Consider the following 18,050-nt stretch of genomic DNA (forward strand, 5'->3'; position numbering starts at 1 on the left):
ATTATCAAAATAAATCAAAATCCTGAGGTAATTATACCCCAATTTCTGATAAATTTCATTAAAAGTTGTAGAAAAATAGAATGATAGGACGATAAGTATTTGGGCTTACCTAAAAACGCCTCCACAATTTGTGAAGGCGTTTTAGGACATTATTATTTAAGTCTTTGGATTTGTTTATTTACATCGGTAATAGCAAGAACAACCTCTTCTACTCCCTTAGATTGCGTTTCGATGCTAGAATTTAATTCTTCTGTTTGTTTTTGAACATTATTTACCTCTACGGCAATTTCCTGTCCATATCTTGCTTGTTCATTCGTTGCAAGCATCATTTGTTGAACCATTTCTTTAATACTGCTAATATTACGAACGATTTCTTCTGCAGTAAGGGCTTGTTCCTTGGTTGCATTGGTTACAGAACCTGATTGGTTCGTAACGTTTTCAACTGCCGCGACAATTGAATGACTTCCTTTTGCTTGTTCTGCTGTTGCAACAGAGATCTGATCGACCTGTTCCTTTGTACTCATAATCCCCTTAACGATTGTTTCTGCAGTGATGGATTGCTCTTTTGTGGAGTGCGTCATTTCTACTGCTTGATTGGTTACACTCTCCACTGCTTTTGTAATGAATTCGCTATTTTTTGATTGCTCTTCTGTTGCTTTCGCAATTTGGTTCATTTCCTCTGTCACTTGTGAAATACCTTCAGAAATTTTCTTAATGGCCTGGTTGGTTTTATCAGCCAATTCATTTCCTTTTTTCACCTTATGAGCTCCATCTTTAATGGATGCTACAGCAACAGTCGTCTCATTTTGAATTCCTTTGATCAGAGTAGCAATTTCCTTCGTTGCTTTTGCCGATCTTTCAGCCAGTTTTCGTACCTCATCAGCAACAACAGCAAATCCTTTTCCGTGTTCACCGGCGCGTGCAGCTTCAATTGCTGCGTTAAGCGCTAGAAGATTGGTTTGGTCAGCAATGTCATCAATAACAGCGATAATGCTGCCAATTTCCTTTGAACTCTTTCCTAAGTTTTCCATGACCCCACTTGCTTGCTCAATTACCTGTGAAATTTCCTTCATACCATTCAATGTTTCATTCAGTGAGACAGTTCCTTCATAGGCATCATCTTTAACTGCGTTGCTTAACTGGTTTACTGTTTGTGCACTCGCAGCTACCTGTTGAATGGAAACAACCATCTCTTCCACTGTTTCTGCAGTTTGTTTTGCTGTATCAGTTAAGCTTTCCGCATGTTCATTTACACCTTTTATAGATTGACTCATTTCTTCTATTGACGCGGAGATTTCATCTACATTTGCGCCAGCATTCCCTACACTTATAGCGACTTGTTCGATGGAGGCCATCATTTCTTGAATTGCCGAAGAAGTTTCCTCTGCTGAAGCGGCAAAATGGTCTGCACCTTCAGCAACAACATTAATAGAAGCACTCATTTGTTCGATTGCAGCAGAAATTTCATCTACACCTGAAGCTGTAATATTGGTGTTCCCTGCCACTTGCTGTATGGATGCTACTAATTCACCGATTGCATCATTTGCTTTATTCATTGAAGCATCTAATTCTTGTGCACTTTTGGCAGTCTTATCGATCGATTTTTTAATCTCAGTAGCAGAATTAGTAGTAATCTCTGAATTTTTTACCACTCTACTTACAGTACGACGAATAAGTCCATTGATAAGGAAGGCAATTAAAATGCTAAAAACCATAGCTAACAAGGAAACGACAACGATTTGAATAAGTGAGTTTACTGAACGTTTTTTCGTATCCGTAATGATTAAATCTGTATTTTTTTGTGCGTTTTGGGCCATTCGTTCAAGTGAACTAATAGCGTTATCCCCATTATGTTGTAAGACTCCTAATCTTGCATGTGTAGTATAGTAGTTTTCATCTTCATTTTTTTCGAAAATAGAAGGAATAGCATTTTCGTATGAACCGAAGTTAATATTGAACTGTTGGATTAATTTTTTATCTTTACTAGAATCTACTAGTTTATCTAAATCTTTAATATCACTTTTTATCTTTTTAATATCATCATTTACCATTTCTTGAATTTTCGCTTTTTCATCTTCACTTTTCTCATATGAATATTTCGTTAGATTAAGACGTATATCTGTAATATTGTCTTTCAGCTTTGACATAATTTTAACTTCTTTTATTTGTTTATTGCCTAAGTAGTTTACGTCTTCACTTAAAACATTTATTTTATTGTAAGACACAATTGATACTGACCCTAAGAATAATAATAGAATGATAAAACTACCCCATAGTTTTACACCCATGGATACATTATTGACTTGCTTTACATATTTTAAAGCGATACCTGGAACATTTTTTAAGTTCTTCAACATGATTACATCTCCTTTAGAATTCCGCTAACTCTTGGTTATTCACATAACTTTGGACCATGTCTCTTAGCTCATCTAAATTTGTTGTATTTTCCAGCAGCTTTTCTATGTCTAAAAGAATGACTAACCGATGATCAAATTTAGAAACACCCAAAAGATAGGATACGTCCTTTGTTTCTAACAAATTCGTTTGTTCAATCGATTCTGGTGGAAGAGCTAACACATCTGTAGCTGCATCTACCACAATCCCAATTTCTTTATGATCAGCCCTCACAATAATCATTCTCGTCACATCTGTCTGCTTTAACGATTCTCCTGTCAGAGCCGCACGCATATCTACGACTGGAATGACTACATTACGAATGGAAGTAACCCCTAACACATGCGGCGCACGATTTGGATAGGGAGTTATTGTCACCGTTTGCATTCTTTCTATAGATACAAGCTGATTAATATGTACCCCATATTCTTCCTGGCCTATTTTAAAAATGAGTGCCTTAGAATCCTGAAATTTGCTTAGCTCTTTCATGTGAACCCCTCTTCTTGATATAAATTAGATTCCGACTAGTCTTCGACCTCAGATTCACTTGCCTCTGTTTTAACCAATTCTCCTATTTTTAGTAGAATGATTAAACGACCTTCATATTTAGCTATTCCTTCAAAAAAGTCGGTCTGAAAACCGCTTGATGCAGCTGCTTCAATCGCCTCAGATGAAACATTAAATACATTGCTAGTTTTCTCTACAATTAAACCTAACTCTATGTTTTCGTATTTAACGATAATGACTCGTGAATTGTCCGTGTATTGTGCTTCTCCAAGCTCTAATTTGCTTTGCAAATCGATAATTGGTATGACATTTCCTCTAAGATTCGTCACTCCTTTTACATAATGAGGCACATTGGGAACTCTTGTAATATGACTTAGTCGCTCGATAGATTGAACATGGTCAATGTTCAATCCATATTCTTCATTCCCTAATTTAAAGGCGATTACTTTGATCTCTTCCATTGTATTGACTCACCCTTTCTAGTAAAAAAACTGATTCGAATCTATGATGAGGGCTATTTGACCATTTCCTAGGATTGTGGCACCAGAGATCACAGGCAAGTTTGTAAAATATTCACCTAGTGATTTTAAGACAATCTCTTGCTGCCCCACGACTGTGTCAATGACAATTCCTCTCGTCTGATTTCCCTTTCGAACAATGACAATAAATTGTTGCTGCTTATCCACTTCTGTTCCGAGTGATGGAATCTGAAGAATCTCATTTAAGTAAACTAATGGAACAACCTGTCCTCGGAATTGAATAACATTTTGTCCATGTAGTGTGGTTACTTGATTTTCAGCCATTGTCGTGATTTCAACAATTGAGTTAAAAGGAATGGCATATGTCTCTTCTTCTACCTTCACTAACATCGCGTAAATGATAGATAATGTTAGCGGTAATTGGATATGGAAAGTTGATCCTTTTCCGGGTGTGGAATCAATTGTGATTAAACCACCTAATGATTCAATTTTGGTTTTTACTACATCGAGACCGACGCCGCGACCTGATATGTCAGAAATTTTATCGGCTGTACTAAACCCTGAAGAGAATAACAATGAATATACTTGCTGGTCTTTTAGCGTTTTAGCATCCGATTCTGATACTACGCCACGTTCAATTGCTTTATTTAATACTTTGTTACGGTTAATGCCCTTACCATCATCTGATACTTCAATGAATACATGGTTTCCACTTTGGTAAGCTTTCAATAAAATGGTTCCTTCTTCATTTTTATTGTTTGCCAACCTTTCCTGGGTGGTCTCAAGCCCATGGTCTAAGGCATTTCTTAGTAAATGTACCAAAGGATCTCCAATTTCATCTATGACCGTTCTATCTAATTCTGTTTCGGCACCTTCTATGATCAGTTGAACTTTTTTATTTAATTCTTTAGCAAGGTCACGTATCATTCTAGGGAATCGGTTAAATACTTGCTCTACTTGAACCATACGCATATTTAAAATAATTCCTTGAAGGTCCGTTGAGATACGAGTCATATGCTCTACAGTCTCTGTCAGTTCAGATATTTGTGACTTCCTTGCAATCTGGTCTAGCCTGCCCCTATCAATAATTAGCTCACTAAATAGATTCATTAAATAATCTAGTTTATCAATATCGACTCGAATGGATTTAGACCGTTGTTTCTTTTTGCCCGCATTCAAGTCTTCTTTTTCTTGTGGCCGATTCGTTTCTTCTGTTTTAACAACTTCTACAGCAGTAGAACTACCTGAGTCGGAAAACTCTTGGCTCGTTTTTTCACCCACAATGACTTCTCTTACTTCAGAAACATTAATTAATTGTGAATGAACTTCCTCCGCACTATTACCAGACAGCAACAAGAGTGTAAAGGAATCATCAAATTTCTCTGCTTCTATTTCCTCAACCGAAGGGTTGGTCATTATTAATTCTCCAAGCTCTTCAACTGCCTGAAATACAAGGTAGGCTCGTATAGATTTCATCACACAATTTCCATCTAGCGTTACTTTGATTTGATAGAGATTGCTACCTGATTTCTTTGCTTCATTTATCACTGTTGCTTGAAAGTCATCAAGGATAAACTCTGCGGTTGCGGCAACCTCACGGGAGGCACTTATAAGGTCGGAATAATCAGACGAAGAAGGATCTTGGATTTTTTTTAATTGTGAGACAACCTCTGACACATTTTCTTTTCCATCTCCACCTGACTCGATGCTATCAACCATTTTTTCTATTAAATCAACACATTTAAAAATAACATCCATGATTTCTGGTGTAATTGTTAATTTAGAATTTCGCAGGAGGTCTAGAACATTTTCCATTTCGTGGGTTAATGAGGCTAGATCTTCAAACCCCATTGAACCAGCCATACCTTTAAGCGTATGTGCAGAACGAAAAATCTCGTTTACGATTGCAGTATTTTCTGAATCTGATTCAAGGTTCAATAATTCGTCGTTTATTGCCTGCAAGTGTTCTTTTGACTCCTCAATAAACATTTCTAAATAATTATTTAAGTCCATTTCAACTTCCCCTCGCTAAATAGCATACAAAAGTATTACTAGAGCATTTTTACAGTATTCACCATAAAAAAAGACAGATATATACCTCATATTAGCATATATTTTGATAAATATAACCAATTATTTTGATAGTTTTTTAGTTTTTGATGTAAAAACTATCAATAAAAATTCATATTTTTGAATCGCATGTATAATAGAAAAACGCCTCCACCATTTGTAATGTGGAAGCGTCATTCTAAAACCATTTTTACTTTAATTGTTTTATTTGTGAATTCACATCGGTAATCGCGAGAACGACCTCTTCTACTTCTTTCGTTTGCGTTTCAATGCTGAAATTTAGTTCTTCGGTTTGTTTCTGAACATTTCCTACTTCTACAGATATTTCCTGTCCATATCTTGCTTGTTCATTTGTTGCAATCATCATCTGTTGGACCATTTCTTTTATACTGTTAATATTGCGAACGATTTCTTCAGCAGATAGAGCCTGTTCTTTAGTGGCATTGGTTACTGAGCTTGATTGATGAGTAACATTTTCAACTGCAGACACAATTGCATGACTGCCCTTTGCTTGTTCTGCAGTAGCAATTGAAATCTGTTGTACTTGGTCTTTAGTATCAATAATGCCTTTAACAATTGTATCTGCTGTGATGGATTGTTCTTTTGTCGAAAGAGTCATTTCTGTGGCTTGATTGGTTACTTTCTCTACAGCCATGGTGATAAACTCACTATTTTTTGTTTGTTCCTCTGTAGCTTTTGCGATTTGATTCATTTCTTCGGTTACTCGAGAAATCCCTTCCGAAATTTTCTGAATCGCCAGGTTGGTTTTTTCCGCTAATTGATTCCCTACTTTAACTTTATAAGCACCATCATTAATAGATGCTACGGCCATACTTGTTTCATCTTGAATTCCCATAATAAGTTTAGCTATTTCCTTTGTTGCATTCGCCGATCTTTCAGCCAATTTTCGCACTTCATCAGCTACCACAGCAAATCCCTTACCATGTTCTCCTGCACGTGCCGCTTCGATTGCAGCATTGAGGGCTAATAAATTGGTTTGATCAGCGATATCATCAATAACAGCAATAATACTGCCAATTTCTTCAGAACTTCTACCTAAGTTCTCCATTACAACACTCGCTTGGTCAATAACCTTTGAAATTTCCTTCAAGCCATTCATCGTTTCTTTTACCGAAATTGTTCCTTCAATTGCATCATCCTTAACTGCAATGCTAAGCTGGTTTACCGTTTGTGCACTTTCAGCTACCTGCTTGATCGAACCAATCATTTCCTCAACTGTTTCAGAAGTTTGTTCAGCTGTATCTGTCAAACTTACCGCATATTCACTTACACCTTTTATCGATTGACTCATCTCTTCTATTGCTGCAGAGAAGCTTTCGACACTTTCATGGACATTTCCAGTATTACCTGCTACTTGTTCAATGGATGCCATCATTTCTTGAATTGCTGATGAAGTTTCTTCTGCAGACGCTGATAAATGCTGCGCACTATCCCTTACTAAATTAATAGAAGCACTCATTTCCTCTACTGCCGCTGAGATTTCATCTACTCCAGATGCAGTTACATTGGTGTTGCCTGCTACCTGTTGAATGGACGCAACTAATTCACTGATGGCTTCGTTCGCTTTATTCATTGAAACATCTAATTGATTTGCACTGCTAGCTGTTTTGTCAATTGACTTTTTAATCTCATTAGCTGAATTGGTGGTAATATCTGCATTTCTTACTACTCCTGTAACCGAACGACGAATGAGTCTATTAATCAAAAAGGCAATTAATATACTAAAAAACATCGCGATTACTGAAACAATAATAATTTCCTTAATAGCAAAGGAAGAGTTTTTATCCGCATTAGTGATAATTTCTTCATTATTCTTCTTAACTCCCTTAGAGAGAGCATCCAAAGAAACCATTGTTTTTCCACCTAACGATGACAATAAAGACATCTTCTCATGTACTTCAACATAATTATTACTTCTAGATTTCTCAAAGAATTCTGGAATATATGCAACATACTTTTCAAAATTAGTACTAAAGTCTGTTAATAATTTTTTGTTTTCAGGAGATGGATTTAATTTTTCCAACTCTTTTATCGTCTTTCTAACTTTTACAGAGTCAACCTCAACATACTGCTCAAGGTTTTTTTTGGTGCTTTCTTCTTGCTCATATGCATGCATAGATGCATATAAACGAACATTGGTAACTTCTTCTTTTAGGTTTCCTATTAATTCAATTTCAGGTACTTTCTTCTTTCCTAAATCACCAACATCATCACTTAACACGTTGATTTTATTATACGAGACGATTGATATCGTACCTAAAAACACTAGTACGATAATGAAACTCCCCCATAGTTTCACTCCCATTGATATTTTATCTAATCCCAAAGTTCTCCTTAACATACCTACATCTCCTTATTCACAAATGCATATACTCCTATTGAACAACAAATATATATCAAATATTATCACATTTTTTTGATTAACTATCAAAAATATTTTGATAGTTTTTTATTTTAGTTATCTTGCAAAAAAAGCGAGAGTGTTAGGAACTACATTATTGTTCCATTCACATCTCGCCCTAAGCTTATAGGTAATTAGTTATGTAGCCACCAGACTGATTTTTTCGATCTTGGCTGTTCTCTTTTTCTGTACTGTGTTGGTTATTCAGTTGATTAATACGACTCATACAGTTCTTACATGTTCTTCCTGCTCGAATCATCGTTCCACATGTTTCACAAGGGTACGTTAGATTAGGGAAACTTCCCATAATTAATCGACCGGATAAAATAAATTGACGGATTTGAGCAACGGACACCTTGGTTTCGTCACTTACTTCTTGAAGAGTGCTGCCGGGATATTCACGTAGAAAAGCAGCCACTTTTAAAAAATCCTCTTCAATTTTTTTATGACAATCATCACAAATATCTCTTACACGAAAGTAAAGCTTTTTGCATTTTGGACAATTACCTAACTGTGGCGTTGCCAAAAGTCCCACATCCTTCTACTTAATTCATATCTATTTATACTAGATAAGTAGACTAAAATAGATATGAATTTTAGCTACCCAATACTTTATTAATTGATTCCATTACTCGGTCCGCTTGGAATGGTTTTACTACGAAATCTTTTGCACCAGCTTGAATAGCCTCTAACACCATTGGTTGCTGACCCATTGCAGAACACATAATGATTTTAGCCTGCGGTGCAAATGCTTTAATTTCCTTAACAGCAGTAATTCCATCTTTTTCAGGCATTGTAATGTCCATTGTCACAATATCAGGATTTAGTTCACGGTATTTATCTATGGCGTCTGCTCCATTTACAGCTTCACCAGCAACCTCTAGTCCATTTTTTGTTAAAATATCCTTCAACATCATACGCATAAATGCTGCATCATCAACGATTAATACCCTTGCCATAGTTTACTCCTCCATTATTCTTCTAGATTGTTAGTTTGTCATTTTGGTTAAACGATCTATCGGGCTAACAATGTCAGTAATTCGCACACCGAAACTTTCTTCAATTACCACGACTTCCCCCTTAGCTATCAGCTTATGATTTGCTAAGATATCCACAGGTTCTCCAGCCAATTTATCTAATTGAATAACGGCGCCAGGTCCTAACTCTAGGATTTTACGAATTTGCATTTTTGTACGCCCTAGCTCCACCGTAATTTCTAGTGGAATATCAAATAACATATCAATATTCCCTGCATGAGAACTTCCAGATGGGGTCTCGGAAAAGGAAGCATATTCAACCTTTTGTACATTCGCATTAATTGGCGTTTGTGTAGTGTTTTGTGAAACAGTGGTTGTTTCTTTTGGAGTTACGGATACAGATTCCACTGCAACAGGTTGAGTTGTTGGTGGAGAAACCACTTCTTTCTCGACAATCTTACTTGATTTAGCAGGTTCACTTATAGAAAGAATTTTTTGAATCATTTCCTTCCCAAAGGATAAAGGAATAAATTGAATCATATTTGAATCAATAAGACTTCCTACCTTCAATCGGAAAGAAATTTCCAGAATAATATCTTCTTCCAGATCTTCTAATTTCTTAGGTGGGAAACCTAGGACATCGATTATTGGTGGTGAAATATCTACCTTTTGACTAAATATGGTCGACATAGATGTCGCTGCAGATCCCATCATTTGATTCATAGCTTCCTGAACTGCACTAAGATGCAATTCTGAAAGTTCAGGTTCAAGTATAGTGCCATCTCCGCCCATCATCAAATTGGCAATTATTTTTGCATCATTCTCTTTAATCATTAATAAATTTTTTCCACGGATACCTTCCGTATAATCTACATGAACAGCTACATGCTTTTCACTTATTAGCTCTTCCATCTGTTCCTTTTCAATTACAGACAATGTAGGTGTCGTAATTTCCACCCGTTGATTCAGTAAAGAAGATAATGCTGTGGTAGAACTCCCTAAAGCGATATTTCCAATCTCCCCTAAAGCGTCCTGCTCCATAGAGCTTAAGAAATCATCAATCGATATACTGTTTTTTTCATTCATTTGATTAAACAGTGCATTAATCTCTTCTTGAGATAATAACCCCTCGTTCATTTTATATGTCATCTCCTTCAGAGTGGATTGTTTGATCGATCTGGATTGCATAATGTCCTTTTTGAAGGCCTGGATTTCCTAAAAATCTTGTGACTTGACCTACTTTGACTTCAATTTTCCCGGTCTCGATGCCGATCACATCTCCAATCTGTAGGTTGAAAAGTTCAGAAATGGGTAGTGTCGCCCTGCCTAGCTCTGCAATGACGGGAACACCAATTGTGTCCAAGTTTTGCTTAATTTTATCCTGCTGCGGGACGCTTGATCTCGACATGGAAGATAGCCATTGATGCGTTGATAATTTCGGTAATACAGGTTCTACTATTAGATGCGGAAGACATAAAGTCATTCTCCCCGTAATTTCTCCAATAGTAACATGAAGTGCGATAACAATCACCGTGTCATTCGGGGACGAAATTTGAATAAATTGTGGATTGGATTCAATTGTCTCCCATCTCACATGAATATTTTCAATGTTTTTCCATGCACTTTGATACATATCAGATGCACGAGAAAAAATCTTTTGCATGAGAACCGTTTCAATTTCCGTTAATGTTCCATTTCGGCTAGATGAATCACCCTGGCCTCCCAACAACCGTTCTAAAATTGCATAGGCCACTTGAGGATTCATTTCCATAATCATCTTGCCATCCATCGGATTAACTTGAAACACGTTCAAAATAGTTCGCGAGGGGATAGACGCGATAAATTCTTGGTAGTTCACTTGGTCTACCAAATCAATTTGTATTTGGACGAAGGTTCGAAGCTGAGCCGAAAGATAGGAAGTTAATAAACGTGTAAAATTCTCATGAATTCTTGTAATACTTCGTAATTGTTCCTTTGAATAACGCATTGCGCGCTTAAAATCATATAGTTTTACTTTTTCTTCCTTCACTGTTACATCTGATGCCTGTATTTCACCACTATTTAGTGCTGATAATAGAGCATCGATTTCTTGTTGCGATAACACATCTGCCAAAGGGCATCCCCCTAACTCTTCCCTGAGTTATTGAATCTTCTTAGTCATTACTCACTATACTATCGTTTTAAGTTGACCACTTCTTCTAATATAGAATCGGAAGTAGTAATCGTTCTTGCATTTGCTTGGAAACCACGTTGTGCAACAATCATTTCTGTAAATTCTTCCGTTAGATCCACGTTAGACATTTCTAGAACTCCAGTGTTGATTGTACCACCTTTATTATCTTCGATACGTCCCAGTTGAGGTGCACCAGAGTTTCCATTCACTTGAAAAAATGTATTTCCAACCTTAGTAAGTCCACCAGGATTAGATACAACTGCAGTGGCTAAAGAAATATCGTCAGTTGGATCGTTAGTTTCGTTCATGTAGTATTGATTATTAGTTGAATCAAACGCTAATTTCCCACTCTTCCCGTCTTCACGGACAACATATACATAACCACTCGGATCAATGGAATAAGACGTGAAATTCATTCCTTCTTTATCATCGGCTTTAATGTTAATTCGAACAGGACTTCCTGCTTCATTTACTCCTAATACATAAAATCCATTAGAGGTAACTAAGTCACCATTGGCATCTCGGTTAAAGTTTCCCGCCCTAGTTAAATAAGTTTCATTTCCATTGGCTTCAGGACTTACAACAAAAAATGCATCACCATCGATAGCCAAATCGGTACCAACATTTGTTGTCATTGGACTTCCAGGTGTAAAAATGTTATCAATAGAGCCAATCTTAGTTCCAAGACCAACCTGTTTTGGATTTACGCCTCCGCGGTCTCCTGTAGGTGCAGTAGCACCCGCCATATTTTGACTAATAATATCTTGAAACATCACACGACCCTTTTTAAATCCTACAGTATTTACATTCGCAACATTATTTCCGATCATATCTAATTTTGTTTGAAACCCTTTCATTCCAGAAACTCCGGAGTAAAGCGATTTTAACATTGTATGTTCCTCCTCAATCTAATTTTTATGATATTAGTTCGTTTCAGTTGAAACTTGTTTTATTTCAGTAACTTTTGTCATAGGGACTTTTTCATTTCCGACAAGGTAAAAATAATTCCCTTCCTGACTTGAAACCCCTTTAACCACACCGGTTACAGGGCCTATAGCACCATCTGGAGTCCAGCTAACCTCTTTGCCAATTACTGCTGCAAATTGACTCATTTGATTGCCTGTAAACTTTTCAAATGCCTTATTTAGGTTTGTCATCTGTTCTAAAGAACTGAATGTTGCCATTTGAGCAATGAAATCTTTATCTTGAAGAGGACTTGACGGATCTTGGTTAGCCAATTGTGTTGTCAAGATTTTCAAAAATTCATCCTTACCAAGGGCGCTCTTTTGTTCAAAAGGCTTTACATTATTATAAATTGAATTATTTTTAGCAACTGAAGTAACATCCACCCAATTACTCATTTCAAATGGCTCCTTCCTATGCAGTGAAATCAATTCGTGAGGTAGTCCTTTGAGTAGCTCCCCCATATGTAATAGGTAAAACCTCTCTAGTGTGCTCTATTTGTTCAGCCATTTCCTGTTGTTCTTTTGGTCCATTCTCGGATGATGAAGTAAATGTACGCTGTTCACGAGATGATTGGGATCCATCTTGAGAAAAGGATAGGCCTGCCTGAGTAGAATCTACAGTTACAGGAGTTTGCTGGACAACATCAAGTTTTTGGACCTGATATCCATACTGCTGCAACGCTAACTTTAAGTGTTGAAGTTGCCCTTCCAAGGCTTCTTTTGCCATTGGTGTATCTGTCAATATTTGGGCTGAAACCTGCCCATGATTAGAACTTACTTTAATTTCAATATGACCTAAATGTTCAGGAAATAAAGAAAATTTCGCTTCTGTACTTCCTGATTTACCTTCAGTTACCTTCATGAAGCGACCAATCCACTCACTTACTTCCGGAGCAAAATCAGAAACTTCTAGATTAGGAGTTAAGGTTTCTACTTTCAACTCATTACCTATGACTTTTTGTTGATTATTCAACAAAATTGTCGGTATATTGATTGTTGTAGTATCCTCTGAATGTGTGGTGGCAGTCATTCGTGCCACTCGATTCCCCTCATGTCCATTCTTTCCTATCTGAGGTATGGGAATAGCTGAAAAAGTCACTTGATTTTTATCCAAACTTACCCTTTGTTGTGGTACTTGATTAGGATTAAGATTAACTTGTACCCCAGAATGCATTTCATTCAAAATTATCTGAATTTTCTCATCAATATTAGTTGGAATTACAATGGTTTTTTGCTCTTTTATTCCTTCAATTAACTTGTTTAGTTTTTCTAGCAACTGATTTATTTCCAAGGGTGACACATTTAATTCTTTTCCCCTCCGCAACTCCTGTACTAAAAAATTGCTAACCTCTTCAACTGGTTTAGATAGGGTATAGGAATCAGTTTGAGTAACAAATGATGGAGAATCAGTGTCCAATTGTAGATTTTGGGGTGCTTCACTTATCTGCTGCATTTGCTGTATTCCAGCAATTAATGCCGTCAAGAAAGCATCTATTTTATCCCAATCGTCATCACTAAAAGTTAACGGTTTCTGTTGGTCATTTTCACTAGTTATATTTAATAAATCAGACTGATTCGTTTCACCTGAAAGACTTACTAATGGTAACTGAGTTTTTTCTTGTGAAGAGTCAACATCTTCTGTATTCATGTTCACTAAGGAATATAACGTATCTAATTTAAAAATTGGGATATATTTATCGCTTTCAGCAGTATATTTTTCTAAGTTAATTGGGTCATATGCCATTACTTTTAATAAACCTTGTGTATTTTCTCCACCCATTATGGTCGAATTAATTAAAGCCTCGTCTTGAATCGGCTTTAACAGTTCAGAGCCCCCTAATGGATTCGGTGTTTTTTGTTTAGAGAGTTCAGATTCCTGTTTGCCAATCTCCTGTGTTTGACTTGAACAACTAAACATTGCTAATACCTGTTCAAAGGAATTTCCAGTATTGCCAGATTGTAAGGCAATCTTGGATTTCCCACCATTCTGTTGATTTGTTTGATTTATTTTGATGTCAATTTGAGTAAGCCCCAAACAGGTTACCTCCTCTCAATTTTACTTCTGTACTACAATTAATCTACATTATACCTCATAGACCTGTTTTCGTCATGAAATTTTTCGTAACAAAATCTATTTTATTTTTATCCAATTCGAAGTGTTTTTTTGATTGTTTTTGGCTTTTCAAAGTTTTATATCTTTTAAAAAAACAAGTAGTATACTTGACACTACTTGTTTTGGTTCCACCTTACTGTTAAACATTTTCGGTTATTTCTTTATACATTTTTGATAATTTATATTGCCTATCAGCATATCCCGCCTCCAAAACAGCCCTAGGCATACCATAAACAATACAAGTATCCTCTGCTTCTACGAAGACTTTTCCATGAAACTGTTTCACAAGGCCACAACCCTTCGTCCCGTCCACACCCATGCCAGTTAATATCACGGATAAAAGTCGATCTTTAAAAATTGGCGCTGCCGAACTAAGAGTTAGATCTATAGAAGGTTTGTATAATTCTTGACCATCGTCATGATTATCCACTTTAAACACGATGGTATCTTCTTGTTTTTCAAAGCGCGTTTGATAACCGGACGGACATATAAATATTGTCCCTGCTTTAACTTCTTGGTTATTTTGAACTTCTTTTACTTCCATTTGACATAATGTGTTAAACCTATCGGCTAAATGTTTCGTAAAGCCTGGAGGCATATGTTGCGCAACAACAATGGGCACGGGAAAATTTTTAGGAAAATTAGGCAGAATCGTTTGTAATGCTTTGGGCCCACCTGTCGAACACCCAATTAAAACCATATCAGCATTCTGCTGAGGTTTGATTGGTTCACCAGGTTCTTCTTGTTTAAGGTAATCTTCATTATTATCATTTTCATGGGATACTGGTAAACTATGTGTCCATTTAGCTTCTATAATCCCGGATAAACGTTCGATAAATTCTTTACTTTGATTCTCGCCATTCCGATTTCTAATCAGGTTATCTTTTAAAAAGAAATCAACAGCCCCCAGCGAAAGAGCCTGTAGGGTTTCCTGGGCCCCATCTTGGGTCCGGGAACTTATCATGACAACAGGCACTGGATTTGTCTTCATGATTTGATCCAATGCACTTATTCCATTCATTTCAGGCATCTCCACATCCATGGTGACAAGATCGGGTTTTAGTCGTTTAACCTTTTCGACTGCTTCCACACCATTTCTTGCAATACCAATCACAAAAAAACGTGGGTCCTCTTCTAGCATTAGACTAATCGCTCTCCTCATAAATGCAGAGTCATCGACTACTAATACACCGTATTGTTTCATCCTGATCAGATTCCTTTCGATAATAAAAACTCTTTTCAGAGCGTAATTTTTGAAACCCTAGATTCGTATCAGTTATTGATTCAGCATGACCAAGAAATAAATAGCCACCCAGAGCTAAATTTTTATTAAAACTCCGAATAACCCTCTTAGTATTATCTTGATCAAAATAAATCAAAACATTCCTACAAAAAATGATGTCCACTTCACCTATTTCAGCCATATCCTCCTCGTTAAGGAGATTCAAATAATTGAATGTAACCATTCTTTTTATGGATTCTTTAATTTGAAAGCCACCATTTTCTTCAACAAAATATTTTTTCAATAATGTTTCCGGGATCCTCCGAAATGCAAACGAATTATTATGATACCAACCCTTTTCGGCTTTTTGTAGAACCTTCTTATTTATATCTGTAGCAATAATCTCTATAGAACCAGGTAAATATTGACCGGTTTCTTGAATTAGCATTGCTATGGTATAGGGCTCCTCCCCGCTCGAACAGGCGGCGCTCCAAATTCTAAGAGGACGGTTTCTAATCCCACCTCTTAGCATGGGCAAAATAGTGGAGCAACACTCAGTTAATTGATGTTCCTCCCGATAAAAGTAAGTTTCATTAATAGTTAATAACTCAATTAATACATCCCATTCCATGGGAGTTGCTGTCAAAAAGTCATAGTATTCATCATAATCTAACCCTAGTTCCATTACCCTTTTTGAAATCTTATCTCTAAGGATAGGTAGCCGATCATTAAATCTTAATCCACAATAGTCATATATAACCTGGCTTAATTTCGTTAATCCACTCTCATGCATTCGATCACCTTATTTCTAGCTACATTTCCTTATTGGAGAGCAGCTATATGTTTATTAATGGTTAAATTATTTATCTGCATCGCTGGATAGAAGAACTCAAGCAAGGCATATTAATTCAGCTATAAAATTACTAGATAAATAGAATACCGTCAAATAGATTTTTAGTTTTTAAATTTTAGTTTTTTATTTTTATCTTTTAAAAAAAACTCAAAAACTTATCAAACAATGAGAATTTTCTTCTACTTTATTAAAAAAATAAAAAATTTGGACACTATCAAAATAAAATCAATATTGTCGAAAATTCATGATTAGCGTACAATTACTTTACAAAAACTTTTTGATAACATTAAAGGAGAATATAATGTCTAGTATTATTGGGATTATCTTGGCATTGGTAGCAATTGGACTCGGGATGGTATTAAAAGGAGCTTCACTATCAGCATTATACAATCCGGCAGCTTATCTTATAATATTTGGCGGAACAGCAGCTGCAGTTATTATTGCTTTTCCATTTAGTGAAATTAAAAAATTTCCTATTTTGTTAAAAATCGCCTTTCTCGAACCAAAACAACCATCAAAATCAGACCAAATTACCAGTTTAGTTAAATGTGCAGAAATTGCCAAAAGAGAAGGGCTGTTAGCACTTGAAGAAGTTGCCCTTGAAACAGAAGATGCTTTTTACAAAAAAGGTCTAGAAATGATTATTGATGGGCATGACAGCGAGTTCATCGAAGAAGTATTGTTGGATGAAGTTGCAGCTATTGATAAGCGCCATAAAACTGGAGCACTAATCTTTACACAGGCAGGAACCTATGCTCCTACATTAGGGGTACTTGGAGCTGTTATTGGGCTTGTTGCTTCATTAGGAAATTTAAATAATGTTGAAAAACTAGGACATTCTATTTCTGCAGCTTTTATCGCAACATTACTGGGGATCTTTACAGGTTATGTTTTATGGCACCCTTTAGCAAATAAATTAAAACGCCTTTCTAAACGAGAGCAAGAGTTTAAGCTTCTAACGATTGAAGGGTTGCTCTCAGTCTACCAAGGTATGTCTCCAAGTGCATTAGAGAAGAAACTAACTGTCTATATTGCGCCTAGCGAGAGAAAGAAGCTTGAAAATATGAACGAGGAAGCGGCACATGAGCAAACGGCGTAATCGATTCGAAGAGGAACATGAAGAGCATATTGACGAGTCTTGGTTAATTCCTTATGCAGATATCCTAACACTATTACTAGCTTTATTTATCGTTTTATTTGCATCTAGTACAGTAGATAAAGCAAAATACGAATCCCTTATGGAAGCATTCAAATCTGAATTAACCGGTACAAAAATTGAAAGCAAAGATTCTGGTTTGTCCGTTAAGCCTTCTGATAAGGAAATTAATGAACAAAAAGAAAAAGAGCAGCCTGCAACGGCTCCTGAAGAAGCACCTGATCAAAGTCAGGAAGAAATAGAGCTTAACCAGCTTAAGGAACAATTAACAAAATACATTAATGATAACCATTTGGAAGCAGTAATTTCTCTTCAAGATACAAAACGCGGAGTAGAAATCTCGTTAAAAGATGTTATTCTTTTTGACCCTGGAAATGCAGATTTAAAAGCTAGTTCATTTAAGACACTTGATGTATTAGTCGGATTATCCAAAACTGTAACTAATCCGATCAGTATTGAAGGACATACAGATAATGTACCGATAAAAAATTCGAAGTACCAGTCTAACTGGGAGCTTTCCTCTGCCCGGGCTGTCAGCGTTCTTCATTTTTTTGAATCAAAAAGCATTGCTAAAGAACGCTTGCAATTCGTTGGATACGGTGAGTACCAGCCACTCTTTCCCAACGATACGAAAGAACACAAACAGGCAAATCGCCGCGTCAATATTGTGATCTTGCGCAAAGGGTAAAAAAAGCCAGTTTCCTATTTTACAAGGAACT

16 protein-coding genes and 2 pseudogenes are annotated in these 18,050 nt (G+C 36.4%); 2 read left to right on the forward strand and 16 right to left on the reverse strand.

Features of this window, described 5'->3' with window-relative positions; translation table 11 throughout:
- Positions 1-152: 152 nt before the first annotated feature.
- From QFZ87_RS17155 to QFZ87_RS17220, 16 genes and pseudogenes are all read right to left on the reverse strand, one after another.
- Positions 153-1,715, reverse strand: a complete 1,563-nt coding sequence (locus QFZ87_RS17155) for a methyl-accepting chemotaxis protein (protein WP_396133974.1) — start codon at positions 1,713-1,715, stop codon at positions 153-155.
- A 69-nt stretch (positions 1,716-1,784) separates the two neighbouring features.
- Positions 1,785-2,357, reverse strand: a pseudogene (locus QFZ87_RS24965) (MCP four helix bundle domain-containing protein); the annotation flags it as partial.
- Positions 2,358-2,370: 13 nt separating this feature from the next.
- Positions 2,371-2,883: a chemotaxis protein CheW gene (locus QFZ87_RS17160; RefSeq protein WP_309863828.1), complete on the reverse strand. Its 513-nt coding sequence runs from the start codon at positions 2,881-2,883 to the stop codon at positions 2,371-2,373.
- Positions 2,884-2,918: 35 nt separating this feature from the next.
- Positions 2,919-3,362 (reverse strand): chemotaxis protein CheW, encoded by a 444-nt coding sequence (locus QFZ87_RS17165; RefSeq protein ID WP_309863831.1) that lies wholly within the window; start codon positions 3,360-3,362, stop codon positions 2,919-2,921.
- Between the two features lie 18 nt (positions 3,363-3,380).
- Positions 3,381-5,393, reverse strand: a complete 2,013-nt coding sequence (locus QFZ87_RS17170) for a chemotaxis protein CheW (RefSeq protein WP_309863833.1) — start codon at positions 5,391-5,393, stop codon at positions 3,381-3,383.
- Positions 5,394-5,640: 247 nt separating this feature from the next.
- Positions 5,641-7,203 (reverse strand): methyl-accepting chemotaxis protein, encoded by a 1,563-nt coding sequence (locus QFZ87_RS17175; RefSeq protein WP_396133975.1) that lies wholly within the window; start codon positions 7,201-7,203, stop codon positions 5,641-5,643.
- Positions 7,204-7,266: 63 nt separating this feature from the next.
- Positions 7,267-7,812, reverse strand: a pseudogene (locus QFZ87_RS24970) (MCP four helix bundle domain-containing protein); the annotation flags it as partial.
- Between the two features lie 184 nt (positions 7,813-7,996).
- Entirely contained in the window at positions 7,997-8,398 is a 402-nt protein-coding gene (locus QFZ87_RS17180) for a flagellar protein (RefSeq protein WP_309863840.1), read from the reverse strand.
- A gap of 70 nt (positions 8,399-8,468) precedes the next feature.
- Positions 8,469-8,831 carry a response regulator gene (locus tag QFZ87_RS17185; protein WP_309863843.1) on the reverse strand — a complete coding sequence of 121 codons (363 nt, stop codon included), beginning with the start codon at positions 8,829-8,831 and terminating at the stop codon, positions 8,469-8,471.
- Positions 8,832-8,861: 30 nt separating this feature from the next.
- Positions 8,862-9,986: a flagellar motor switch phosphatase FliY gene (fliY, locus tag QFZ87_RS17190; protein WP_309863846.1), complete on the reverse strand. Its 1,125-nt coding sequence runs from the start codon at positions 9,984-9,986 to the stop codon at positions 8,862-8,864.
- A gap of 1 nt (position 9,987) precedes the next feature.
- Complete coding sequence (fliM, locus tag QFZ87_RS17195; protein WP_309867943.1) at positions 9,988-10,953, reverse strand: flagellar motor switch protein FliM; 966 nt, start codon at positions 10,951-10,953, stop codon at positions 9,988-9,990.
- A gap of 68 nt (positions 10,954-11,021) precedes the next feature.
- On the reverse strand, positions 11,022-11,912 hold the full coding sequence (locus QFZ87_RS17200; protein ID WP_309863848.1) for a flagellar hook-basal body complex protein: 891 nt from the start codon (positions 11,910-11,912) through the stop codon (positions 11,022-11,024).
- Between the two features lie 33 nt (positions 11,913-11,945).
- Positions 11,946-12,383, reverse strand: coding sequence for a flagellar hook assembly protein FlgD (gene flgD, locus QFZ87_RS17205; protein ID WP_309863850.1), 438 nt, complete (start codon positions 12,381-12,383; stop codon positions 11,946-11,948).
- A gap of 16 nt (positions 12,384-12,399) precedes the next feature.
- Complete coding sequence (locus tag QFZ87_RS17210) at positions 12,400-14,022, reverse strand: flagellar hook-length control protein FliK (RefSeq protein WP_309863853.1); 1,623 nt, start codon at positions 14,020-14,022, stop codon at positions 12,400-12,402.
- A gap of 217 nt (positions 14,023-14,239) precedes the next feature.
- A complete protein-coding gene (locus QFZ87_RS17215; RefSeq protein ID WP_309863856.1) occupies positions 14,240-15,304 on the reverse strand; it encodes a protein-glutamate methylesterase/protein-glutamine glutaminase in 1,065 nt (354 codons plus the stop codon).
- The gene (locus QFZ87_RS17220; protein WP_309863858.1) at positions 15,273-16,115 is read right to left on the reverse strand and encodes a CheR family methyltransferase; all 843 of its coding nucleotides are present in this window, start codon (positions 16,113-16,115) and stop codon (positions 15,273-15,275) included. The genes QFZ87_RS17215 and QFZ87_RS17220 overlap by 32 nt, the downstream gene beginning before the upstream one ends.
- A 361-nt stretch (positions 16,116-16,476) precedes the next feature.
- Between QFZ87_RS17220 and motA the strand changes: the two genes are divergently transcribed.
- Both motA and QFZ87_RS17230 read left to right on the forward strand, forming a co-directional pair.
- Positions 16,477-17,274 (forward strand): flagellar motor stator protein MotA, encoded by a 798-nt coding sequence (motA, locus tag QFZ87_RS17225; RefSeq protein WP_309863860.1) that lies wholly within the window; start codon positions 16,477-16,479, stop codon positions 17,272-17,274.
- Entirely contained in the window at positions 17,258-18,019 is a 762-nt protein-coding gene (locus QFZ87_RS17230) for a flagellar motor protein MotB (RefSeq protein ID WP_309863863.1), read from the forward strand. The genes motA and QFZ87_RS17230 overlap by 17 nt, the downstream gene beginning before the upstream one ends.
- Positions 18,020-18,050: the final 31 nt, after the last annotated feature.

Source organism: Bacillus sp. SLBN-46 (assembly GCF_031453555.1).
GTDB lineage: Bacteria > Bacillota > Bacilli > Bacillales > Cytobacillaceae > Neobacillus.